The sequence below is a fragment of the Nocardiopsis exhalans genome (genome assembly GCF_024134545.1).
GTDB classification, from domain to species: Bacteria; Actinomycetota; Actinomycetes; order Streptosporangiales; family Streptosporangiaceae; genus Nocardiopsis; species Nocardiopsis exhalans.
Genome location: NZ_CP099837.1, coordinates 5,217,587 through 5,240,867, shown reverse-complemented (window position 1 = coordinate 5,240,867; position 23,281 = coordinate 5,217,587). Strand labels below are relative to the sequence as shown.

The 23,281-nt window shown below is 67.1% G+C and carries 16 protein-coding genes, 3 rRNA genes and 1 pseudogene; 14 read left to right on the top strand and 6 right to left on the bottom strand.

Features of this window, described 5'->3' with window-relative positions:
• Positions 1-183 precede the first annotated feature (183 nt).
• The 9 genes from NE857_RS23180 (at position 184) to NE857_RS23140 (ending at position 10,684) form a co-directional block, all read left to right on the top strand.
• The gene (locus NE857_RS23180) at positions 184-2,835 is read left to right on the top strand and encodes a sensor histidine kinase (protein WP_254417652.1); all 2,652 of its coding nucleotides are present in this window, start codon (positions 184-186) and stop codon (positions 2,833-2,835) included.
• A gap of 1 nt (position 2,836) precedes the next feature.
• Complete coding sequence (locus NE857_RS23175; protein WP_017583925.1) at positions 2,837-3,268, top strand: roadblock/LC7 domain-containing protein; 432 nt, start codon at positions 2,837-2,839, stop codon at positions 3,266-3,268.
• Positions 3,268-3,810 (top strand): DUF742 domain-containing protein, encoded by a 543-nt coding sequence (locus NE857_RS23170; protein ID WP_254417651.1) that lies wholly within the window; start codon positions 3,268-3,270, stop codon positions 3,808-3,810. Before NE857_RS23175 ends, NE857_RS23170 begins: the two co-directional genes overlap by 1 nt.
• The gene (locus NE857_RS23165) at positions 3,791-4,411 is read left to right on the top strand and encodes a GTP-binding protein (RefSeq protein WP_017583923.1); all 621 of its coding nucleotides are present in this window, start codon (positions 3,791-3,793) and stop codon (positions 4,409-4,411) included. The genes NE857_RS23170 and NE857_RS23165 overlap by 20 nt, the downstream gene beginning before the upstream one ends.
• 143 nt (positions 4,412-4,554) lie before the next feature.
• Positions 4,555-5,472, top strand: coding sequence for a sirohydrochlorin chelatase (locus NE857_RS23160; protein WP_254417650.1), 918 nt, complete (start codon positions 4,555-4,557; stop codon positions 5,470-5,472).
• Between the two features lie 345 nt (positions 5,473-5,817).
• Positions 5,818-8,247, top strand: coding sequence for a nitrate- and nitrite sensing domain-containing protein (locus tag NE857_RS23155; protein WP_254417649.1), 2,430 nt, complete (start codon positions 5,818-5,820; stop codon positions 8,245-8,247).
• Complete coding sequence (locus NE857_RS23150) at positions 8,237-8,686, top strand: DUF742 domain-containing protein (RefSeq protein ID WP_017583921.1); 450 nt, start codon at positions 8,237-8,239, stop codon at positions 8,684-8,686. The genes NE857_RS23155 and NE857_RS23150 overlap by 11 nt, the downstream gene beginning before the upstream one ends.
• A gap of 87 nt (positions 8,687-8,773) precedes the next feature.
• Positions 8,774-10,006 carry an L-2-hydroxyglutarate oxidase gene (gene lhgO / locus NE857_RS23145; RefSeq protein WP_254417648.1) on the top strand — a complete coding sequence of 411 codons (1,233 nt, stop codon included), beginning with the start codon at positions 8,774-8,776 and terminating at the stop codon, positions 10,004-10,006.
• 171 nt (positions 10,007-10,177) lie between these two features.
• Entirely contained in the window at positions 10,178-10,684 is a 507-nt protein-coding gene (locus tag NE857_RS23140) for a hypothetical protein (protein WP_254417647.1), read from the top strand.
• Between the two features lie 139 nt (positions 10,685-10,823).
• Here NE857_RS23140 and NE857_RS23135 read toward each other — a convergent pair whose 3' ends face one another.
• From NE857_RS23135 to NE857_RS23120, 4 genes are all read right to left on the bottom strand, one after another.
• A complete protein-coding gene (locus tag NE857_RS23135; RefSeq protein WP_254417646.1) occupies positions 10,824-11,570 on the bottom strand; it encodes an HNH endonuclease family protein in 747 nt (248 codons plus the stop codon).
• Between the two features lie 127 nt (positions 11,571-11,697).
• Entirely contained in the window at positions 11,698-12,276 is a 579-nt protein-coding gene (locus tag NE857_RS23130) for a permease (RefSeq protein ID WP_254417645.1), read from the bottom strand.
• Entirely contained in the window at positions 12,276-12,926 is a 651-nt protein-coding gene (locus NE857_RS23125) for a TetR/AcrR family transcriptional regulator (protein ID WP_254417644.1), read from the bottom strand. The genes NE857_RS23130 and NE857_RS23125 overlap by 1 nt, the downstream gene beginning before the upstream one ends.
• Complete coding sequence (locus NE857_RS23120; protein ID WP_254417643.1) at positions 12,919-13,749, bottom strand: alpha/beta fold hydrolase; 831 nt, start codon at positions 13,747-13,749, stop codon at positions 12,919-12,921. Before NE857_RS23120 ends, NE857_RS23125 begins: the two co-directional genes overlap by 8 nt.
• A gap of 302 nt (positions 13,750-14,051) precedes the next feature.
• On the opposite strand from NE857_RS23120, the gene tyrS reads away from it, so the two are divergent.
• From tyrS to rrf, 4 genes are all read left to right on the top strand, one after another.
• On the top strand, positions 14,052-15,350 hold the full coding sequence (tyrS, locus tag NE857_RS23115; protein ID WP_254417642.1) for a tyrosine--tRNA ligase: 1,299 nt from the start codon (positions 14,052-14,054) through the stop codon (positions 15,348-15,350).
• Between the two features lie 972 nt (positions 15,351-16,322).
• Positions 16,323-17,855: ribosomal RNA gene (locus NE857_RS23110) — 16S ribosomal RNA — on the top strand.
• 328 nt (positions 17,856-18,183) lie between these two features.
• A 23S ribosomal RNA gene (locus NE857_RS23105) occupies positions 18,184-21,280 on the top strand.
• Between the two features lie 97 nt (positions 21,281-21,377).
• Positions 21,378-21,493 (top strand): 5S ribosomal RNA (gene rrf, locus NE857_RS23100).
• The 16S, 23S and 5S rRNA genes sit together here, the layout of an rRNA operon.
• Before the next feature lie 218 nt (positions 21,494-21,711).
• Here the strand turns inward: rrf and NE857_RS23095 are convergent.
• Both NE857_RS23095 and NE857_RS34360 read right to left on the bottom strand, forming a co-directional pair.
• A pseudogene (locus tag NE857_RS23095) lies at positions 21,712-21,822 on the bottom strand (MGMT family protein); the annotation flags it as partial.
• 90 nt (positions 21,823-21,912) lie between these two features.
• Entirely contained in the window at positions 21,913-22,389 is a 477-nt protein-coding gene (locus NE857_RS34360; RefSeq protein ID WP_301184246.1) for a hypothetical protein, read from the bottom strand.
• A gap of 84 nt (positions 22,390-22,473) precedes the next feature.
• Between NE857_RS34360 and NE857_RS34355 the strand changes: the two genes are divergently transcribed.
• A complete protein-coding gene (locus NE857_RS34355) occupies positions 22,474-23,280 on the top strand; it encodes a tetratricopeptide repeat protein (RefSeq protein ID WP_301184245.1) in 807 nt (268 codons plus the stop codon).
• The last annotated feature ends 1 nt before the right edge of the window (position 23,281 follow it).

Below are 23,281 nucleotides of genomic sequence, written 5' to 3'. Positions count from 1 at the left end.
GCCAGGTCCGGTAGGAAACCAATCTGGAATTCCCCCCGCACCGCCGTGGCTGGTGCGGTAGCGTCCTGAGTCTGCGGGCACCACACGTGTTCCCCTCTGCGCGTACCGTGACGACCCGCGTGGGAACCGGCACGCACCACGCGTGGCCTCCGGTGCCCGCGCCGAGTCCGTGGGAGGAGCGCAGTGGGTCAGTCAGGGGGCACAGGGCGCGGGGCCAAGACCGGCATCAGGACGCAGCTCAACAGGATCGTGCTGATCCCCAGCATCACCTTCCTCGTACTGTTCGTCGTGCTGAGCAGTGCCACCCTCGCCCAGGCGATCTCCCTGCGCTCCTCGGTCACCGACGGCCGGGCCGGGGTCGACCTCGCCGAGGCGCTCACCGCACTCCAGACCGAACGCCGCCTCAGCGCCGAGTACCTCACCGCCCCCGGCGGCCAGACCCGGCAGCGGCTCGTCGGCGCCGCGGAGACCACCGACGAAGCACTCATCAGGGTCCGGGACGTGCGCGACACCCTGGAGGATGACGGCGACTCCCCGGACCCGCTGACCCAGGAGTTCTTCGACTCCCTGGACGAGGTCCAGGCTCTGCGTACGGACGACCTCGCCGACCCGGGTCCGGTGACCGACGCCCTGGACGCCTACACCGCAGCGATCCACCACGGCATCCGCCTCTACGCGAACACCGTCCGAGGGCTGGACGACGGCCCCGCCTCCGATGCCGCCGCGGCCGCCGACAACCTGCTGTGGGCCCAGGAGAGCTTCGGCCACGCCGACGCCCTGGTCACCACGGTCCTGGCCGAGCGTGATCTCAGCCGGGCCGAACAGGCCGAGATCGCCTCCCTCATCGGTGACACGCGCCGCCGCCTGGACGCGATGGCCCCGGCCACGGGTTCGGCCACGGATCCGGTCACGGACTCTGTGGAAGACCCCGCGGAAGACACAGCGGAGGCCACCGCCGAACCGGTGGCCAGCCGGGAACAGGTCCCCACCGTCGATCAGGTCACCGCGGGCGCGGCCTGGGCCGACGCCATGGAGATGGCCGACACCCTCGTCCAGCACGAGGCACGGATCGACACCGACCCCCTCACCGGTGAGCTGACCCGCGACACCGCTCCACCGGACGGACTCGGCGGCTGGCGCGCGGCCGCCGACCAGGTCAACATCGGGCTGGCCGCGGTCACCGCGGAGCGAGTGGACACAGTCGTCTCCGCCACCGAGGAGGCCAGCTCGTGGATGTTCACCCTGGCCCTCGGCGGTGGGATCACCTCCATGTTCGCCGGAACGGTCGCCTACGGCACCGCCGCTCGCTCGGCCGGCCGCCTCACCTACCGGCTGGCCAAGCTCAAGGCGGAGACGCTCGGCATCGCCCGCAGCGACCTCCCCCGGATCGTGCGACGCCTGGAGGCGGGCGAGAGAGTCGACCTGGACACCGAGATGAAACAGCTCGACCACGGCGCCGACGAGGTCGGCCAGGTCGCCGACGCCTTCAACACCGCCCAGCGCACCGCGGTCGGCGCCGCCGTCAAGCAGGCCGACATCCGGGCCGGAGTCGGCCGGGTCTTCCTCGGTATCGCGCACCGGAACCAGTCCCTCGTGCAACGCCAGCTCCAGCTCCTGGACCGGATGGAACGCGAGGAGGAGGACCCCGACCTGTTGGAGAGCCTCTTCCAGCTGGACCACCTGGCCACCCGGGGCCGTCGCCACGCGGAGAACCTCATCATCCTCGGCGGGGCCCAGCCGGGCCGCCGCTGGCGCCACCCCGTCCCGCTCGTGGACATCCTGCGCGGCGCCATCTCCGAGACCGACGAGTACGCCCGGGTCGAGCTGACCTCCGCCCCGGACCTGTCACTGGTGGGCGCGGTCGTCGCCGACGTCATCCACCTCCTGGCGGAGCTGGTCGAGAACGCCACCGCCTACTCGCCGCCGCACACCGACGTCACCATCGCCACGGACAACGTCCCCAAGGGTGTGGTGATCGAGATCGAGGACCGCGGTCTGGGGATGACCGAGGAGGTCCTCACCGACAACAACGAGAAGCTCGCCAAGGCGCCGGAGTTCGACATCATGACCCCCGGCACCGACGGCCGCCTCGGCATCTTCGTCGTGGCCAGGCTCGCGCGCAAACACGAGATCGGCGTGCAGCTGCGCCACTCCCCGTACGGGGGCACCCGGGCCGTGGTGCTCGTGCCCAGCGCCCTGGTGGTCTCCGCCGGCGCCGCCATGACGGAGCGCCCCCGGGCTGCCGTGCTCGCCCGCTCCAGCGCGGCCCGGCTCGACCACTCGGGAACCTCCGGACACGGGGACCGCGAGAACCGGGAGGACCCCGCGGACCTGCTGTCCGCGGAGGCCGGGTCCAGGCCGGCCCGACCGGTGCTGCGTTCGGTCCCCGAGCACGGAGAGCGCGTTCCCGAGGGCGCACCGCGGGAGCACGCCCAGGGCGCCCCGCTGCTGCGCCAGGTGCCGGACCTGGAACCCGAGCCGAGGGAACGGGTTCAGGGGGAGGCTCCCGCGCCGCTGCCCAGACGGGGGACCGACAGCGCGCCGGCGGACGGCACCCGGGTGGGCGCGGGACCGGACCGGGCAGGGCTGCCCCGGCGCAGAAGGCAGGCCAGCCTCGCCCCCCAGCTCCGCGACGAACCCGCCTACGGTGCCCCCGCCCACGAACCCGAACCGGTGCCACAGCGCAGCCCCGAACAGGCGCGCCGGATGATGGACGCCTTCAGTGCGGGGACCCGGCGGGGCCGGGCCGAGGAGCTCGGCCGGGAAGGCCCCGAGCACAGCAGTGATGACCAGGTCGGTGCAGGCGCCGACGACCATACGGGAGAGAGCGACTGAGATGGTGAGCAAGAGCAAGGCTGCGGACAACCTGGACTGGCTCCTCGACGACCTGGTCGACCGTGTCGTGGGGGCCAGCCACGCGATCGTTCTGTCGGCCGACGGACTGCTGCTCGGCCGCTCCCGGGAACTGGCTTCGGAGGATGCCGAACACCTGTCCGCGCTGGCCTCGGCGTTCCAGAGCCTGGCCCGGGGCACCGGTCGCCACTTCGGCGGCGGCGACGTACGCCAGACCGTGGTGGAGATGGAGCACTCGTACCTGTTCGTCACCGCGGCCGGTGCCGGTGCCTGTCTGGCCGTCCTGGCCACGGAGGACGCCGACGTCGGTCTGGTCGCCTACGAGATGAACCTGAGGGTCAAGCGGGTCGGCCAGTTCCTCACCGCGGCGCCCCGGCACCCGGCACACCTGACGGCCATGGGAGGCGGGAGTTAGTGAACACCTCCGGAGAGCAGCGCAGGGCCAACCAGCGCGGCGCACCGCTGTCGAGCGTGGCGTCCCTGGCCGAGGAGCGGGAGGGGCGGGGGAGCGGGCAGGAGCCCGGATCGGCCCGGCGACCGCCTGCGACCTGGCACCGGGGGCGGGGACACCCCACCTCCGAGGGGCCCTCCGCCGGGGTCAACCCGGGCGACGCACCGGCCGGTCCGCTGGTTCGGCCCTACACGATGACCAGGGGACGGACCCGGCCCGGTAACGAGGGGCGCCGACTGGACCTGATCACGATCGTGATGGCCGCCCGCGACCGCGCCGACCGCGCCCGCGATCCCGAACTGCAAGCGATCCTGACACTGTGTCGCAGGCCCATATCGGTGGCGGAGATCTCCGCGCGCCTGGACATACCGCTGACGGTGGTCAAGGTGCTCCTCGGTGATCTCGTGGCCGAGGGCGACGTTCACACCCGGGCCGCGGCGCCCGTGACCCAGCTCCCCGAGAAGAAAGTACTTCAGGCGGTACTCGATGGCATCCGCAGACTCTGAGATCCGGCCGGGAACCCAGGAGGCGCGTCAGGCGCCGGAGGCGATCCCCCAGGCCGTCAAGATCATCGTCGCCGGGGGGTTCGGCGCGGGCAAGACCACGATGGTGGCCTCTGTCAGCGAGATCACCCCGCTGAGCACCGAGGAGGTGATGACCGAGGCCAGCCAGGGGGTGGACGACCTCGGGGGAGTGGAGAACAAGACCACCACCACGGTCGCGCTGGACTTCGGCCGCATCACCATCAACGAGGACATCGTGCTGTACCTGTTCGGCACCCCGGGACAGGACCGCTTCTGGTTCATGTGGGAGGAACTGGTGGAGGGCGCCCTGGGGGCCGTGGTCCTGGCCGACACACGGCGTCTGGACACCTGCTTCCACGCGGTGGACTTCTTTGAGCGCCGGGGGCTGCCGTTCGTCGTCGCGGTCAACCGCTTCGAAGGGGCCGCCGAGTACAGGATTGAGGAGGTGCGCGAGGCCCTCGACATCCCGCCCGAGGTCCCCGTGCTGATGGCGGACGCCCGCGAACGCGAATCCGCCAAGGAGGTCCTCGTCCGGCTGGTCACCCATGTCATCAACAGCCGACGCCCGGCGCTGAGCGGCTGACCTGGCCCCGCCCTTCGGAACAGCGTCGGTCCGGTATACGTTCAGGAGAAACGCCCGTGAATGTGGTGTTGAACGCTACAATGTCGCGGCAGTGACCACCCGCTTTGACAGCGCACCCATCCACCTCTCGTCTGAATCCTGGTATGCGAAACTCTGACCGACTTCCCCCACGCGAACTGCCCAAGCGGCGTTCCGGACGCCACCGCAACCCGCTGTCCTTCGACAACTGGTTCGGTACCCCCGCCCTGATCATGGCGGTCCCGGGCACGGCTGAACAGGCCAGGGACGCCGACGGTGAGTTGATCGGTGCCCGAATGGCCGATCTCGTCCGGGCCTACCGCCCCGAGGTCACCATCCGGTTCGGACACACCGAGGGCCAGGAACAGAGCCTCGACGAGGCCCTGACCGGCCTGGAGAAGTCCGACGAACGCCCGCTCGCAGGGGTCGTGGTCCCGCTGGTCACCGCCCCGCACGCGGCCACCAGCGCCGCGATCGGGGCGGCCGTGGCCAAGGCCGGGGCCGACGTCCGCGTCACCGAGGGCCTGGGCCCGCACCCGATGCTGGCCGAAGTACTGCACCTGCGCCTGGCCGAGGCCGGGTACGTGCGCGCCGACCGCATGCGTCTGATCAGTGTGACCGCCCGCAACACCACGATGGCCGACGGCGTCGTGGTGGGGGCCGTGGGTGGTGAGGGCGCGGTGGGCGCCGCCGGGGTGACCGCGGTCCTGCTCGCGGCCCGGCTCGGCCTGACCGTGCTCCCCGCGGACCTGGAGAACGAGGCCTCGCTCGAGCAGGTCCTGGCCCAGCTCCGCCAGGGAGGCTGCCAGCGCCCGGTCATCGCGCCCAGCGCGCTGGGTCCGGAGATGCCCGCCGATCAGCTGGCCGACCTCGCCGAGCGCTTCGGTGCCAGGGCCTGTGCGTCCCTGGGGGCGGACAGCCTCCTGGGCAAGATCGCCGCGCTGCGCTACGCCGAGGTGCTCAACTCGCTCGGTGTGGAGCAGCCCCCCACCGCGGAGGAGCTGCCCGCCCCGGTCGGCTCCCGGCACCGGCCGGAGTCCTGAATCCGCGGCATCTCGCGACACGCCGTACCTGATACACGAGGCTTCCAGCGAAACGCGACACGCCACGCCAGGACCTCTTCCTCAGGAACTCTCACGCAGGGCCGCTCGGATCTCCGGGCGGCCCTGCGGCGTTGACCGGGGTCCCCGGTCGTGTTTGACCTGCTCTTTCGTTCCAGTTTGGTCGCTCTCTAGCACGCTCGGCGTCGATCATCCAACGATGTTGGATAACTAGTCGTGATGGTTTGACAACGTACGGCAATGATTTTTCGATAGCCTCGGCAGGACCGAAAGCCGCCGGGGCACCTCTCCAGGACGCCGCGGCACCCGCACGGGCTGGAGGGGGCCATGCGAAGAACTCACGCGTCCACCCGGACGATCCGCGGGCAGCTCAACCGAATCGTGCTCATCCCGAGCCTGTGCTTCCTCGCGCTCTGGCTCATCGTGGCCACACTCGGCACGGTCCAGGCCGCCCAGCTCATGGGCGCTGTCAGCCAGGCCAAGGAGGGCACCGAGGTTCTCTCCCAGGCCGCGACCGAACTCCGGGCCGAGCGCCGCCTGTCCATGGTCCACCTGGGGGTCCAGGACGGTGCCGGCGAGTCGAACCTCCACGGAGAGCTGGAGGAGCAGCGACAGAGCACGGACGAGGCCCTGACCGAGGCCGTGACCCTCGCCGAACGGCTGCGGAACGGCCGCGACGACGAGGTGGTCCGTAACGCCGCCCTGGTGACGGGAACCCCGGACATCCTGACCCCCCTGCGCTCGGCGGTCGACGCCCGCACCGCCAACCGTGAGGAGACCCTGGTCAGCTACGGGGGCCTCCTGTCCACCCTCACCGACACCGCCACCGCACTGCTGCACACCACCGACGGCGGCGAGAACCTCACCGACGCCGTCCTCACCAGGGAGCTCCTCGGCGCTCGCGAGGACTACGCGACCGCCGACGCCCTGCTCGCCGGGGTCATCCCCGCAGGGAAGATGACCTACGAGGAGACGGCCCACTTCACCTTCCTCACCGCTTCCTACCGCGCCACCCTGGACACCGTCACCCACGCGATGCACCCCAGCGTGCGCGCCGACTACGAAGCCCTGGTCCAGGAGGATCCCTGGACCACCGCCGAAGCGCTCAGCCGCCGAGTCGTCACCCGGCCCCCGGTCGCCGAGGCCGACGACACGCTCCCCGGACAGGAACCCCTGACCGAGTGGAACTCCGTCATCGAGGTCGAGGCCGACGCCTGGGACGCCTCCTCGTCCGTCTCCGCCCTGGCCCTGGACGGCATCGCGGAGGCCCAGACCGCGCGCACCGTGGACCTGGCCTGGAGCGCCGCCCTGCTGAGGGTCGCCCTCGGGGTCGCCGCCGCGGCCGTCACCCTGATCGGCGGGGTGGTAGCCATCGCCCTGGTGAGCCGCTCCTCACGCCGACTCTCCGAACGCCTCACCGGCCTGCGCGAACAGATCCTGGACCGGGACGCCGACCTGCCCGAGATCATCGATCGCGCCCAACGGGGCAACAAGGTCGACGTCGTGGACGAACTCCCGGCCCTGGACGAGATCGGTGACGACGAGATCGGCCAGGTCGCCGAGGCCTTCGACAGTGCCCAGATCACCGCGGTGGAGGCGGCCGTCCGGCAGGCCGAGATCCGCCGCGGCGCCAACCGCGCCTTTCTCGGGATCGCCTTCCGCAACCAGACCCTGGTCCAGCGCCAACTGCGCCTGCTCGACGAGATCGAGTACAACGAGCAGGACCCCGAGGCCCTGCGGCGGCTCTTCCGCCTGGACCACCTGGCCACCCGGGCCCGCCGCTACGCCGACAACCTCATCATCCTGGGCGGCGGCCAGTCCGCCCGCCGCTGGCGCCAGCCCCGGCCGCTCGTGGACGTGCTGCGCGCCGCCATCGCCGAGACCGAGGACTTCGACCGGGTCCGGCTCACTTCCGCGCCCCGGGTGCTCATGCACGGCCAGGTCGTGGCGGACGTCGTCCACCTCCTCGCCGAACTGGTGGAGAACGCCACCCAGTTCTCACCCGCCGGGACCCCCGTGGACGTCGGCTGCACCCCGGTGGGCGGGGGTCTGGTCGTGGAGATCGAGGACCGCGGCCTGGGCATGTCCGAACAGGGGTACGCGGCCGCCGAACGCACGCTCACCCGGCCGCCGGAGTTCGATGTGATGGCCCTGCCCGACGACCCCCGTCTGGGCCTGTTCGTCGTGGCCCGCCTGGCAGAACGGCACGGCATCCGCGTGTGGCTGCACCCCTCGCCCTACGGGGGGACCCTGGCCACCGCGCTCATCCCGGACAGCCTGCTGGAGCCCGCGGACAACCCGGCCGCGGTCAACGGAGCTCCCGTCGGGGTGCCCTCCTTCCCGGGGGTACTCGGCCACCTGAACCCCCAGGGGACGGTGCCTTCGGGGCCCGGGCAGCTGGGACCGACGTACCCGTCGGGGCCGCAGGGGGCACCGGGACCGTACGGGCACTCCGGCCCCCAGGGGATCCCGGTCCCCACCGATCCCCGGGCACGGAGCGGACCGCAGGCCTCCGGCGGCCATCAGCCGCCGAACGGCCACCAGCATCCGAGCGGCCCGTTGAGCGGCCCGCAGTACCAGATCGGCGCCTCCGGACCCCAGGGGCCGTACGGGCCCTCCGGCGGGCAGGTCTCCTTCGGGGGACAGGAGCCCTTCACAGCGCAGGAACCCTTCGGGGACCCCGAGCCCTTCGGCCCCGCCGCACCCGACACCACAGCTTTCCCGACACCGCCCAGAGGAGGTCACAGTGAGCGCTGAGGGCCGCCACGCCCGTCGCCTGACGGACCGTGGCACGGCCAACCGCACCGACGGGAACGAAGCCAGACCCGTCGACGGAGGAGAGGACGCGGAGAACGAGAGGTTCCTGCGCCCCTACGCCGTCGACGCCGGAACCGCGGCGGCCGTGCCACCCACCACCAGAACCACCGACCTCGACCTGCTGACCCTCGTCATGGCCGCCCGTACCCCCGGCCGCCACGAGTGGTTGCGCCCCGAACGGGAGACCATCCTCAACCACGCACTGCGGGCCCGGACCGTGGCCGAACTCGCCGCGGAGGTCGGGCTCCCCATGGGGCAGGTCCGCGCGATGGTCGCCGACATGGTCTCCGACGGCTCACTCCAGCGCTGCGGCCCCTCCCGGCCCCTGGGGCGCGAGGACATACTGCACGCGGTCCTCGTCGGACTCCGCTCCCTGTGACTTCGGGCCCCAGGTGAGGCTCCCCTTCGACGATGACTCCGGGACCCTCACCCCGGCGGTCGGCCAGCGGGTTGCTAGCGTGCGCCCATGCGCAGCACCGAACACATCGGCATCATCGGAGCGGGGATCGTCGGTCTGGCCGTGGCCCGCCACATCACCCTCCATCGTCCCGGCACCCGGGTCACCGTCCTGGAGAAGGAGAACCGGGTCGCCGCGCACCAGACCGGCCACAACAGCGGCGTCGTCCACGCCGGGCTCTACTACCGGCCCGGATCCCTCAAGGCCACCCTCTGCCGCAGGGGCGTCGGGCTGCTCAGGGATTACTGCGCGGAGAACGGCCTGCCCTACGAGGAGGCGGGCAAGCTCCTCGTCGCGGTGAACCCCGAGGACGAGGCCCGCCTCGACGACATCGAGCGCAGAGCCAAGGAGAACGGTGTCCCCGGCGTCATCCGCCTGGGCCCCGAGGGCCTGCGCGAGATCGAGCCCCACGCGGCGGGCATCGCCGCCCTGCACTCGCCCACCACCGCCATCACCGACTTCGTCGCGGTCGCCGAGCAGATCGCCGACGACGTGCGCCGCTCCGGCGGCCGGGTGCTGCTCAACACCCCCGTCATCGACCTCCGCCAGGACCACGACGGCACCGAGGTCCTCACCGGTGACCCCAAGGGGGAGCGGGTCATCCACCGGTTCGACCGGCTGGTCCTGTGCGGCGGACTCCAGAGCGACCAGCTCGCCCGTATGGCCGGCGGCGCCGCTGACCCCCGAGTCGTCCCCTTTCGCGGCCACTACCACGAGCTCGTCCCCGAACGCCGTGACCTCGTGCGCGGCCTCCTCTACCCCGTCCCAGACCCCCGCTACCCCTTCCTGGGCGTGCACCTGACCCGCCACGTCCACGGCGAGGTCATGGTCGGACCCAACGCCGTCCTGGCCCTGGCCCGGGAGGGCTACCGCGCACGCGACCTGCGCACCCGCGAACTCGCCCAGACCCTTGCCTGGCCCGGGTTCTGGCGGTTGGCCCGCGAGCACTGGTCCGTCGGTGTTCGGGAGACCCTGGTGTCGGCCTCCCGCGCGGTCTTCGCGGCCCAGGCCCGCCGCCTGCTTCCCGAACTCACCACCGCCGACCTGCACCCTGCTCCCGCCGGGGTCCGCGCCCAGGCCCTGGGCCGCGACGGCGGCCTCCTGGACGACTTCCACGTGGACACCCACGGCCGGGTGGTGTGCGTGCGCAACGCACCCTCGCCCGCGGCGACCTCCTCCTTGGCGATCGCCGAGTTCCTGTACGACAACCACATCGGCAACGGCAACGGCAGCGGCTACTGATGGGGGCACCGCGGCCGAGGCGATCGCCGAAAGGGGCATCGACCCGCCCGGGGTGTGTCGGAACGGAGTTATCCACAGGTTCGGGCACACTCTGGTACTGGTCGCCGTCCTGGCGGAGCATGGAAGAACCGGTGCTTCGGGACGGTCCCGTGGTCACCGGTGGAGGTGACCATGCCCCTGACCCGGTGGGCCGCGGCGGCCCTCGCCACCGCGCTCGCACTCGTTCTCACGGCGGCAGTGCCCGCCGTCGGCCCTCGAGGAGGACCCTTGGACGGATTCACCATCGGACACCTTCCCGCCCAGGTCGGGGCACAGGCCTCGACCCTGGACTCCGAGTACGAGTGGGAGGACGTCGCCTTCACCGCCCGGTTCTGGGAGCAGGCCAAGGAGGGCGGTGGATTCCAGGTGGTACTGCAGGTCCTGGTCCTGCGGGGGGAGAAGCTCACCGACCTGGCCGCGGTCCGCGATTTCCTCACCCACTACCACGAGCGCGATCCGGACACCTGGCACCTGAGGGACTTCGACAACAACGGTACCGAAGGCCTGTACGGGGAGGCCGAGGCCTTCTGGACCCCGGGCCCGGGGGTCGCCGTCGAGGTCCGCGACGCATCAGGCCTCCTCGGCGAGGAGGAGCTGCTCGCCACCGCGAGGGGGATCGGCCCGGAGAACCCGGCGTAGGCCGAGGCCCGTGCGGCAGGGCCTATGCCGGTACAGGTCGGGGACCGCGAGAACGGATCGGACCGTGGAAAGACCGCGGGCCGGGCCGACCACACGGGAGAAGGTCGGCCCGGCCCGGTGAAGCACGGGGCGGCAGGGATCAGCAGCCGTCGAGGACCTCGCGCAGCGCGGCCTCCTCCTCCGGGTCCGCGCTCAGGTTCCACACGTGCTTGACCTCGATCCAGGAGACCACGTAGTCGCAGTGGGCGGACTCCAGCGGCGGCAGCCAGTTCGCCGGGTCCGCGTCACCCTTGGAGCGGTTGCTCGAGGCGCTCACCGCCCACAGCTGGGAGGAGTCGAGGTCGTTCGCGAACCGCTGGCGCTCCTCGGTCGACCAGGCGTGGGCGCCCGACCGCCACCCTTCCTTCAGGGCGACCATGTGGTCGATGTCGATGTCCTGCGCGTCGGTGAAGGTCTCACCGTCGAAGGCGCTGTACCAGGAACCGGACACCGGCTGGCAGTTGTCGTCGGTCTCAACGTCCTCGCCGTCGCGGAGCAGCACGACCTGGCGGGTGGTGCAGTTGCCCTCCACCCCTCTGTCCCAGTGCGGGAAGAGCGCGCGGTCGTAACCGGGAGGGTCGTGCTCCTCCTCGATCGTCAGCTCCTCCAGCTGCTGTCTGGCCTGTTCGACGTCGGAGGAGGAGGCGCTGCCGGGGGAGTCCTGCGGTGCGGCGGCGGGGTCGCCGACCTCCAGTTCGATCACCCCCAGCTGCTGCAGTGCGAAGGCGGCGATCACCAGGAGACCGATGACCGTACCGGCGATCGTGGCCAACCTGGAGGCGGGCTTACCGCTCTTACCGCCCTTGCCGGTTCGGCCCGGGCGGTTGGCGGAGGGTTTCTTGGCCATAGGGGAACTCCAACACTTTCTTGCCTCCCGTGACGGGCGGGTCGTCCGGTCCGGGTCCCTCAAGCTTGGCCCATCACACGGCCGGTCCGTAACACCGCCCGCGGTCAGACCTGCCTGGCCACAAGCCTCAGCCCAGGAGGTCGAGCACGAAGGAACCCACCAGCAGCAGCGCGATCCCGGCGCTGTAGGACCAGGCCCGCACCGGGCGGGGCTGGTCGCGCAGGGTGCGCCAGGTGTAGAGCACGACACCGGCCAGGACCAGCGCGCCCTCGACCACGGCGGTCGCCGCGGGGTTCTCCCAAAGCCCCAGGCCGAGCAGGGGGAACGCGCCCGCGTCCCCCGGGAGGATCGGCAGGTCCGGGCGGTGCACCAGCAGGTCGAGGAGCCAGTGGCTGAACACCACCGAGCCCAGGACCAGACCGGCGTCACGCCCCCACCGCTCCCTGAGGAAGTAGTGCACGAGTAGTCCCACCAGGAAGGCGAGAAGGAGGTTCCCGACCAGTGAGTGCGAGTATTCGGCTGTGATGAGCAGGGAGCCGTACCCGGACAGGCCGGGTTCGGCGGTTTCCATGGTCTCCACCCCGGCCAGGCTCAGGGGTACGAAGACCAGGTCAGGTAACTGGGTGGCGACCAGCAGCGCCGCCATGGGGATCCCGGGTCGCCACGCCTTGACGATCCCGGCCACCCCGAAGTGCCCGGCCAGCATCAGTTCTCTCCCTCGTGGGTGGTGTGGTCAGCTGCGCGTCCGGTGCCGTGTCGGGTGTTGTGTCCGGTACCGCGTCCGGTGGTACTCGCGGGCCAGCGCTCCAGGGCGCGGATGAAGCCCTCCACCAATACGTCGTAGCTCTCGTCGATGTTCTCGGGCATCCTGAACCCGCCCTGGGCCTCCAGGTCGATGAACCCGTGCACGGCGCTGCGCAGTGCGCGGACCGTGTGGACCATCTGGTCCTCGGGGATGTCGAAGCCGCGCAGCACCGCCGCGATCACCTGGACGGGTCGGGCGTAGATGTTCGAGGCCTCGGTGTCCGACGGGTCGGGCGCCCGCTGGGTCGCGGTGTAGCCGCCAGGGTGCTCGTGCGCGTAGTTCCGGTAGGCGGTGAAGAGCGCGCGGACCGCCTCGGGCCCGGCGAGCCCGACCGCGGCGCCCTGGAGCCGGTCGCCCAGTTCGGTCACGGTGAGCAGGGACACCTCCCGGCGCAGCCCGGCCAGTCCGTCGACGTGCTTGTACAGGCTCGGCGGCGCGACCCCGAAGCGTTTGGCGACCGCGGCCAAGGACAGCTCGTCGAAACCCCGTTCGTCGCTGAGCGCGGCGGCCTCGGCCGCGATCAGAGCGGGGGTGAGGCCGACCCTAGGCACCGGCGTTCACCCTCTCCGCCAGGTCGACCAGGGCGGGCGCCACCACGTCGGGACGCTGCGACTGCGGGTAGTGGCCGCACTCGGGGACCATGACCACGCGGCCCTCCACCGCCGAGGCCACCCAGGCGGCCTCGGCCCGGGGATCCGGCCAGTCCGGATCCTGCTCGCCCATGATCACCACGGCCTCGGCTACGGGGGGCTCGGCCCCCTGGATCCGCTCCTCCGACACCTTCGGGCCGTTGATGGTCTCCCGGATCGCCCGGTAGCGGTCGACGGGGCGGAGCATCCGGAGCACCCGGTCCAGCTGCTCGGCGTGCCCTTCGGGGGTCCGTCCGGCGTGGAGCTTGTCGTAGAAGAGCGTCAGCGCCCGGGGCGCCCAGGGGCGGGCGAGCAGGACCTTGAGTAGGGCCCGCTTCGCCCAGCCGGCCTCCGGGGCCCGCAGGAAGGGACCGAGCAGGGCGATCCCGGCGACCAGGTCGGGACGGTCGAGGGCGGCGATGGTCACCGCTCCGGCGCCCAACGAGTTGCCCGCCATCACGACCCTCGCGTCTGCCAGCCCCTGGTTCAGCTCCTCGGCGAGGGCGATCGCGTCGGTCGCCGCGGCGAGGTCGGTGTGGTCGCTGAAGGTGATGTCGCTGTCCCCGTGCCCGCGCAGGTCCATGGCGGCCACGCGGTACCCGGCGGCGGCGAGAGCGGCGCCCACGAAGCGGAAGGAGGCGCGGTGGTCGAACATGCCGGGCACGCAGACCACCAGTGTTCCGGTGTTCTCGGCCCCGTAGAGGTCGTAGGCGATACGCCCCTCGGGGCGCTGAAGGTGGTGCATGGCGGTGCTCTCTCGTCCGTTGTGCCTGTGGCGTCCGTTGTGTCCGCTGGGTGCGTAGCGTGCGTGGCCCGCGTCAGTAGGCTCATGGGTGTAGCCTTAAAGCTAATACCATTAGCTTTGTTGGTCAAGGGTTCTCGCTCCGATGCCGGGAACCGGCGCTCGGGAGGTCACGTGAACTGGAGTGACGTGCAGCCGATAGCGTTGCCGTGTGAGGGAAAACCGGGTGACCCACGTGTGTACCCGACCTACACTGCTAGGCAGATCGGGCCGAAGGGCCCGCCTACACAACAGAGAGCCACACAGTGATCGACATCATCGACGAACTCCAGTGGCGCGGCCTGATCGCGCAGACGACCGACCTTGACGCACTTCGCAAGGCGCTGGCCGATGGTCCGATCACCCTCTATTGCGGTTTCGACCCGACCGCGGGCAGCCTGCACGTCGGCCACCTCACCCAGGCCCTCACCCTGGCCCGCTTCCAGCAGGCCGGGCACCGTCCCATCGCCCTCGTCGGCGGTGGCACGGGCCTCATCGGTGACCCCAAGCCCAGCGCCGAGCGTCAGATGAACTCGGTGGAGACGGTACGGGGCTGGGTGGACAACCTGGCTGGGCAGCTCTCGGCCTTCCTGCGCTTCACCCCCGAGGGTGAACAGGCGGGCCCCACCGACGCCATCCTCGCCAACAACGGCGACTGGCTGGGCGGGATCAACGCGATCGAGCTGCTCCGCGACGTCGGCAAGCACTTCAGCATCAACCAGATGCTGGCCCGCGAGACGGTCAAGAGCCGTCTCGACGGCGAGGGCATGAGCTACACCGAGTTCAGTTATGTGCTCCTGCAGTCCTACGACTACGTCGAGCTCTACCGGCGCTACGGCTGCACGCTCCAGACCGGCGGCTCCGACCAGTGGGGCAACATCACCGCTGGCCTGGACCTGGTCCGCCGGATGGACGGCAACGAACCGCACGGCCAGGCGCACGCCTTGACCACGAACCTGCTGACGAAGGCCGACGGCACCAAGTTCGGCAAGACCGAGACCGGCACGGTCTGGCTCGACCCCGAGCTCACCTCGCCGTACGCCTTCTACCAGTTCTGGTTCAACGCCGACGACCGCGACGTCATCCGCTACCTCAAGGTGTTCAGCTTCCTCTCTCGTGAGGAGATCGAAGACCTCGAGCAGCAGACGCAGGAGCGGCCGCAGGCGCGTGCCGCGCAGCGCACGCTGGCAGAGACGCTGACGACGCTGGTCCACGGCGAGGCGGAGACCCGCAAGGTCAAGGACGCCAGCCTGGCGCTGTTCGGTCGTGCCGACCTGTCCGAGCTGGACGGTCGCACCCTGGACGCGGCCCTGGCCGAGGTGCCCAAGGCCGAGGTCGAGGGTCCGGTCGGTGAACTGCTCATCATCGACCTGTTCGCGCAGAGCGGTCTGACCCCGAGCAAGTCGGCGGCCCGTCGCGCCATCCAGGAGGGCGGCGCCTACGTGAACAACGTGAAGGTCACCGACGTCGAGGCCAAGCTCAGCGCGGACGACGTGCTCGCGGACCGCTTCGTCGTACTCCGCAAGGGCAAGCGCAACATCGGTGGGGTCGTCCTCAAGGGCTAGAGCCGACCGATGGCGGATGACGTGATGGTGCCATGACGTCACGCTGACCGAGCACGTGCTGACAGAGGCGTTTGCTGACGGAACAGGCCAAGGGCCGGCTCCTCCCGAGGGGCCGGCCCCGGTGTTTCCGGCCGACTTTCCGGGAGCATCCATCGGGCCGCCCCTGTGGCTGGGGCGGCCCGATGGTGGTCGTGGATCTTTGCTCAAGCCAAGGTTTGCTCTTGGCATGATCCGGGCAAGATGGACGATGTCTGACAACTGCCGACGTAACGACGCGATCCTGGTGTGAGGACCGCGCACGTCAGGGCCTTGAGAAGCCGCCCGAACAGGGGCGACCGAGGCCCGGATCGCCGAGATGGCGCCCGATCCGGGTCCTGACTTGACGTCTGCCGATGAGCTGCCTATAGTCGTAAGAGTCGCTGCGGGACGGCGAGCGGAACTCTTCAGGTTCCGGCTCAGCACCGTGCCGCGATCACAGACATCCTCTTCGAAGCAAGATGACCTGAGCATTGCTCGGAGCATGTAAGCTCGGGGAGTTGCTTAGAACAGCCCAGCGAAAACAACGCGGTGAAAACACCGCCGAGGAAACGCTAGACTGGGAAAAGCACAACGGGCTTTACCCCGATCTGGTTGACACAAACCGCCGATTTGGCGGGGCGCGGAACACCTGATAAAGTAAAGACACAACACAGCGGAACGGACGCGAAAGCGACCGGGAAGCAGAAAAAAAAGCCTTCCACGGAAGAGCAGACGGAGCCAGCTGGTTCTGGCGCTTGTACGGGAAGAGTGATTGTTTCTTGAGAACTCAACAGCGCGTGTTTGATTTTCTTTAAGCCATGTTTGTTTTGGCCCCGACGCACTTCGGTGCGTAGGGTTCCTTTGATTGGTCATCGCGAGATGATCGGTCAGGATTTCTTCTAGGTTTACTCACCCCAGGCTGACCTCACGGTCGCCGGGATGGGTTGTTTGACCTTTATGGAGAGTTTGATCCTGGCTCAGGACGAACGCTGGCGGCGTGCTTAACACATGCAAGTCGAGCGGTAAGGCCCTTCGGGGTACACGAGCGGCGAACGGGTGAGTAACACGTGAGCAACCTGCCCCTGACTCCGGGATAAGCGGTGGAAACGCCGTCTAATACCGGATATGACCTGCCACCTCATGGTGGCGGGTGGAAAGTTTTATCGGTCAGGGATGGGCTCGCGGCCTATCAGCTTGTTGGTGGGGTAACGGCCTACCAAGGCGATTACGGGTAGCCGGCCTGAGAGGGCGACCGGCCACACTGGGACTGAGACACGGCCCAGACTCCTGCGGGAGGCAGCAGTGGGGAATATTGCACAATGGGCGAAAGCCTGATGCAGCGACGCCGCGTGGGGGATGACGGCCTTCGGGTTGTAAACCTCTTTTACCACCAACGCAGGCTCCGGGTTCTCTCGGGGTTGACGGTAGGTGGGGAATAAGGACCGGCTAACTACGTGCCAGCAGCCGCGGTAATACGTAGGGTCCGAGCGTTGTCCGGAATTATTGGGCGTAAAGAGCTCGTAGGCGGCATGTCGCGTCTGCTGTGAAAGACCGGGGCTTAACTCCGGTTCTGCAGTGGATACGGGCATGCTAGAGGTAGGTAGGGGAAACTGGAATTCCTGGTGTAGCGGTGAAATGCGCAGATATCAGGAGGAACACCGGTGGCGAAGGCGGGTTTCTGGGCCTTACCTGACGCTGAGGAGCGAAAGCATGGGGAGCGAACAGGATTAGATACCCTGGTAGTCCATGCCGTAAACGTTGGGCGCTAGGTGTGGGGACTTTCCACGGTTTCCGCGCCGTAGCTAACGCATTAAGCGCCCCGCCTGGGGAGTACGGCCGCAAGGCTAAAACTCAAAGGAATTGACGGGGGCCCGCACAAGCGGCGGAGCATGTTGCTTAATTCGACGCAACGCGAAGAACCTTACCAAGGTTTGACATCACCCGTGGACCTGTAGAGATACAGGGTCATTTAGTTGGTGGGTGACAGGTGGTGCATGGCTGTCGTCAGCTCGTGTCGTGAGATGTTGGGTTAAGTCCCGCAACGAGCGCAACCCTTGTTCTATGTTGCCAGCACGTAATGGTGGGGACTCATAGGAGACTGCCGGGGTCAACTCGGAGGAAGGTGGGGACGACGTCAAGTCATCATGCCCCTTATGTCTTGGGCTGCAAACATGCTACAATGGCCGGTACAATGGGCGTGCGATACCGTAAGGTGGAGCGAATCCCTTAAAGCCGGTCTCAGTTCGGATTGGGGTCTGCAACTCGACCCCATGAAGGTGGAGTCGCTAGTAATCGCGGATCAGCAACGCCGCGGTGAATACGTTCCCGGGCCTTGTACACACCGCCCGTCACGTCATGAAAGTCGGCAACACCCGAAACTTGTGGCCTAACCCTTCGGGGAGGGAATGAGTGAAGGTGGGGCTGGCGATTGGGACGAAGTCGTAACAAGGTAGCCGTACCGGAAGGTGCGGCTGGATCACCTCCTTTCTAAGGAGTCTTTACAGGTCGGCACTTTTTCTACAGCCGGCCGGACTCGGAAGTGGACCTCACAGCATGGAACCTCTCGGGGTTTCTGTTGGTGGGGAGTGGCTAAAGTAGAATCGAACTTCACCTCTGGCGACTAGAAGCGTCAGGGGGCGCGCTGTTGGGTATCTGAGGAAGCAATCCCTTGTGGGTTGCATCCCGCTACCACCTCCAGTAACTCCTACGGCTCTGGTTCTCCTTGCGAGGATCGGGGTTGTGGTTTGAGGTAGGGGAGTTTGTGGTTGGTGTTTTGATTTGTGAATAGTGTGCGCGAGCATCTTATTATCTGTAGTGGCCAAGTGATAGTGGCACACGGTGGATGCCTTGGCATCAGGCGCCGATGAAGGACGTGGGAGGCCACGATAGGCCGCGGGGAGCTGTCAACCGAGCTTTGATCCGCGGGTGTCCGAATGGGGAAACCTAGCCCGAGTTGTGTCGGGTTGCCGCTACCTGAATGTATAGGGTAGTTGGTGGTGACGCGGGGAAGTGAAACATCTCAGTACCCGTAGGAAGAGTAAACAACAGTGATTCTCCTAGTAGTGGTGAGCGAACGGGGAAGAGGCTAAACCGCATGCGTGTGATAGACGGCAGTCGTTGCGTGTGCGGGGTTGTGGGATGCATCTTTTCAGGTCTGTCGGCCTGGAGCGCTGATGATTTTTCTAGCTGAAACCGTTGGGAAGCGGTACCGGAGTGGGTGAGAGTCCCGTAGGTGAAGGAAGAGTCTAGGTGTTGATGTTCTCCCGAGTAGCGCGGAGCCCGAGAAATTCCGTGTGAATCTGGCAGGACCACCTGCTAAGCCAAAATACGTCCTGATGACCGATAGTGCACTAGTACCGTGAGGGAAAGGTGAAAAGTGCCCCGGTGAGGGGTCGTGAAATAGTACCTGAAACCGTGTGCTGTCAAGCCGTCAGAGCTGAAGCTTGGTCTTTGGTGATGGCGTGCCTTTTGAAGAATGAGCCTGCGAGTCATGGTGTGTGGCGAGGTTAACCCGGGTGGGGTAGCCGTAGGGAAACCGAGTCTGAATAGGGCGTTTGAGTCGCATGCTGTGGACCCGAAGCGGAGTGATCTACCCATGTCCAGGGTGAAGCGGGGGTAAGACCTCGTGGAGGCCCGAACCCACCAGAGTTGAAAATCTGGGGGATGAGGTGTGGGTAGGGGTGAAAGGCCAATCAAACTCCGTGATAGCTGGTTCTCCCCGAAATGCATTTAGGTGCAGCGTCACGTGTTTCTTGCTGGAGGTAGAGCTACTGTTTGGCTGATGGGCCCTACAAGGTTACTGACGTCAGACAAACTCCGAATGCCGGTTAAGTGAAGCGTGGCAGTGAGACTGCGGGGGATAAGCTTCGTAGTCGAGAGGGAAACAGCCCAGATCATCAGCTAAGGCCCCTAAGCGTGTGCTAAGTGGGAAAGGTTGTGGAGTTGCTGAGACAACCAGGAGGTTGGCTTAGAAGCAGCCATCCTTTAAAGAGTGCGTAATAGCTCACTGGTCAAGTGGTTCTGCGCCGATAATGTAGCGGGGCTTAAGTACACCGCCGAAGCTGTGAAGTTCAGCCTGTAAGGGCTGGGTTGGTAGGGGAGCGTCGTGCATCCAGTGAAGCTGCCGAGTGATCGAGTGGTGGAGGGTGTGCGAGTGAGAATGCAGGCATGAGTAGCGAAAGCAACGTGAGAAACGTTGCCGCCGATTGACTAAGGGTTCCTGGGGCAGGTTAATCCGCCCAGGGTGAGTCTGGACCTAAGGCGAGGCCGACAGGCGTAGTCGATGGATAACGGGTTGATATTCCCGTACCCGTGCACGAGCGTCCAGTACCGAATCAGGTGATGCTAACCACGCTGGATCCTTCGAAATCCTTCGGGAGATCGTTGGTATCTGGTCTGGGACCCGAGCTTGTAGTAGGTAAGTGATGGGGTGACGCAGGAGGGTAGCTCTACCCGGCGGTGGTTGTCCGGGGGTAAGCGTGTAGGCCGAGAGGTAGGCAAATCCGCCTCTCACATAAGGCTGAGACGTGATGCCGAGCCGTTTTCGGTGAAGTGAGTGATCCCATGCTGTCGAGAAAAGCCTCTAGCGAGTTCGTGTGTGGCCAGTACCCTAAACCGACGCAGGTGGTCAGGTAGAGAATACCGAGGCGTTCGGGTGAACCATGGTTAAGGAACTCGGCAAATTGTCCCCGTAACTTTGGGAGAAGGGGAGCCCTGTCTGGTGACGGATCTTGCATCCTGAGCTGGGTGGGGTCGCAGATAGCGGGGGGAAGCGACTGTTTATTAAAAACACAGGTCCGTGCGAAGTCGTAAGACGCTGTATACGGACTGACGCCTGCCCGGTGCTGGAACGTTAAGAGGACTGGTTAGTTGGGGTTCGCCCCGGCGAAGCTAGGAATCTAAGCGCCAGTAAACGGCGGTGGTAACTATAACCATCCTAAGGTAGCGAAATTCCTTGTCGGGTAAGTTCCGACCTGCACGAATGGCGTAACGACTTCCCCACTGTCTCAACCATGGGCCCGGTGAAATTGCACTACGAGTAAAGATGCTCGTTTCGCGCAGCAGGACGGAAAGACCCCGGGACCTTCACTATAGCTTGACATTGGTGTTTGGGATGGTTTGTGTAGGATAGGTGGGAGCCTGTGAAGTCGTCACGCTAGTGGCGGTGGAGGCGTTGGTGAAATACCACTCTGACTGTTTCGGGCATCTAACTTTGGACCGTGATCCGGTTCGGGGACAGTGTCTGGTGGGTAGTTTAACTGGGGCGGTTGCCTCCCAAAGAGTAACGGAGGCGCCCAAAGGTTCCCTCAGCCTGGTTGGTAATCAGGTGTTGAGTGTAAGTGCACAAGGGAGCTTGACTGTGAGACGGACGTGTCGAGCAGGAGCGAAAGCTGGGACTAGTGATCCGGCACCGGCGTGTGGAAGCGGTGTCGCTCAACGGCTAAAAGGTACCCCGGGGATAACAGGCTGATCTTCCCCAAGAGTCCATATCGACGGGATGGTTTGGCACCTCGATGTCGGCTCGTCGCATCCTGGGGCTGGAGTTGGTCCCAAGGGTTGGGCTGTTCGCCCATTAAAGCGGCACGCGAGCTGGGTTTAGAACGTCGTGAGACAGTTCGGTCCCTATCCGCTGTGCGCGTTGGAGACTTGAGAAGGGCTGTCCCTAGTACGAGAGGACCGGGACGGACGAACCTCTGGTGTGCCAGTTGTCCTGCCAAGGGCATGGCTGGTTGGCTACGTTCGGGAGAGATAACCGCTGAAAGCATCTAAGCGGGAAGCTTGCTTCGAGATGAGGTCTCCTGCCTCCTAGAGAGGGTAAGGCTCCCTGTAGACGACGGGGTTGATAGGCTGGATGTGGAAGCCCTGTGAGGGGTGGAGCTGACCGGTACTAATAGGCCGAGGGCTTGTCCGCTGCAGATAATTGGATGTTCGCGCACACTTGTTCACGAAAGCTTGGCTGTCGTGATTCCCCTGGTGGTTTGGGGTTGAGTCATGGTGGTTGTTGGTTTCCGTGGTGGTTTTAGCAGGAGGGTCACACCCGGTCTCATTCCGAACCCGGTCGTTAAGTCTCCTTGCGCTGATGGTACTGCTCTGTGATGGGGTGGGAGAGTAGGTCGCCGCCACGGTTTTTCTTGAGGGCAGGGGGTTCGTTCTTCGGAACGGGCCCCCTTCTTTTTGTTGCCGGTGCTTGTGAACATGTGAATAGTGGGGGTTTTGGTTCGTGGGCGGGTTCTTCGTTGCTCTCTGTCGGGTTCTGCGTGATCTTGCTACCAGGAGCGAGTTCGGCGCCGATTTCGCTCCTGGTAGCAAGATCACGGAAGGGGAGGGGCGGGTTGTCCGGTTTTTAGGCTCTGTGCTTCATGGTCTGGCTCTGTTCCAGGCCCAGGAGGTACTGTTTGCGTTCCAGCCCGCCCGCGTAACCGGTCAGGCTTCCGTTGGCGTCGATGACGCGGTGCCAGGAGAGTCAGATCACCACACGGTCCTGTCCTGCGGCTTTGGTGATGCGTGGGTGCGCTATGTCGTAAGCTGGAAGGTACGAGTACTACTACGCGCTGCTACTGCTCAAGGTGGCAGCGCTTTTGAGTGTTGACGGACGGGTTGGATGACTGAGGACAGCCGATCGGGAGACCGCGAGGACTCCGGAGCAAACGACCAAAGCGGTAACCGCTCCGGTGAGCCTGACGGTCGCGGGCGCGGTGACGAGTCCCGTTCCCGGTCTGGCGACGGGGGTTCCCGGGACGAAAGAAGTGGTGAACGCCGGAACTTCCGGGGTGGTAGCGACCGCCGTGATGACCGTTCGGGCGGGAACGACCGCGGTGGATACCGTGGCGACCGGGACCGTCGGGACGACCGCGGTGGTGACCGCCGTGGTGGCGGTCGTGACTTCCGTGGTGGAGACCGCGGACGTGACGACCGTTCCGGCGGCAACGACCGTGGTGGTTATCGGGGTGGTCCCGGTGGGGACCGCGCGCGTGACGACCGTCGTGACAACCGGGGGGACAACCGCGGTCGCGACTTCCAACGGGATGACCGGCGGCCTCCGCGTGAGGACCGGGATCCGGCGGACATTCCGCCGCGGCTGCCCGAAGAGGCGACCTATGACCAGTTGGACAAGGACACCAAGCGCGACCTGCACTCGCTGCCCAAGTCCCTGGCCGAGCTGATCGGCAAGCACATCGTGGCCGCTGGTCTGCTCGTGGACGAGGACCCCGAACTCGCCTACAAGCACGCCGCCTACGCCCGCCGCAAGGCCTCCCGCCTGCCCAGCGTCCGTGAGGCCTCTGGTATCGCCGCCTACACCGTGGGCAAGTGGCAGGAGGCCCTGTCCGACCTGCGTGCGGCCCGCCGTATGAGTGGCCGGGACACCTTCCTGGCGATCATGGCTGACTGCGAGCGCGGCCTGGGCCGTCCCGAGCGGGCCCTTGAGATCGCCAACGACCCGGCTGGCAAGGAGCTGGACGCGGACGAGCGCATCGAGCTGCGGATCGTCGCCGCTGGCGCCCGCCGCGACATGGGTGACGTCAAGGCCGCTTTGGCCGAGCTTCAGGTGCCGGAGCTGAAGGAGCGGCGCGCCCGGCCGTATGTGGCGCGGTTGTTCTACGCCTACGCCGACGTCCTGGAGGAGCTCGGCCGGACCGAGGACGCCCGCGAGTACTTCGCGCGTGCCTCCTCGGTGGACCGTGAGGGCGTCACCGACGCCGACGAGCGCCTCGCCGCGATCGAGGGTGTGGAGCTGGTCGACAGCGACGTCGAGGACGGTGTCGTCTGGACCGATGTCGAGGAGGAGGCTGACGAAGCCGCTGCCGAGGCCGAGGCGGCCGCCGCTCCCCGTGAGCGTCGTGAGAACCGCCGGGACGACCGGGATCGTGGCGGTCGCGATGACCGTGGTGGATACCGCGGTGGCCGGGACTGAC

Bases quoted from the DNA above. Each gene is read 5' to 3' on its own strand.
- NE857_RS23175 (WP_017583925.1), top strand. From the start codon at position 2,837: ATGGTGAGCAAGAGCAAGGCTGCGGACAACCTGGACTGGCTCCTCGAC.
- NE857_RS23165 (WP_017583923.1), top strand. From the start codon at position 3,791: ATGGCATCCGCAGACTCTGAGATCCGGCCGGGAACCCAGGAGGCGCGT.
- NE857_RS23160 (WP_254417650.1), top strand. From the start codon at position 4,555: ATGCGAAACTCTGACCGACTTCCCCCACGCGAACTGCCCAAGCGGCGT.
- NE857_RS23155 (WP_254417649.1), top strand. From the start codon at position 5,818: ATGCGAAGAACTCACGCGTCCACCCGGACGATCCGCGGGCAGCTCAAC.
- lhgO (WP_254417648.1), top strand. From the start codon at position 8,774: ATGCGCAGCACCGAACACATCGGCATCATCGGAGCGGGGATCGTCGGT.
- NE857_RS23140 (WP_254417647.1), top strand. From the start codon at position 10,178: ATGCCCCTGACCCGGTGGGCCGCGGCGGCCCTCGCCACCGCGCTCGCA.
- NE857_RS23135 (WP_254417646.1), bottom strand. From the start codon at position 11,570: ATGGCCAAGAAACCCTCCGCCAACCGCCCGGGCCGAACCGGCAAGGGC.
- NE857_RS23130 (WP_254417645.1), bottom strand. From the start codon at position 12,276: ATGCTGGCCGGGCACTTCGGGGTGGCCGGGATCGTCAAGGCGTGGCGA.
- NE857_RS23120 (WP_254417643.1), bottom strand. From the start codon at position 13,749: ATGCACCACCTTCAGCGCCCCGAGGGGCGTATCGCCTACGACCTCTAC.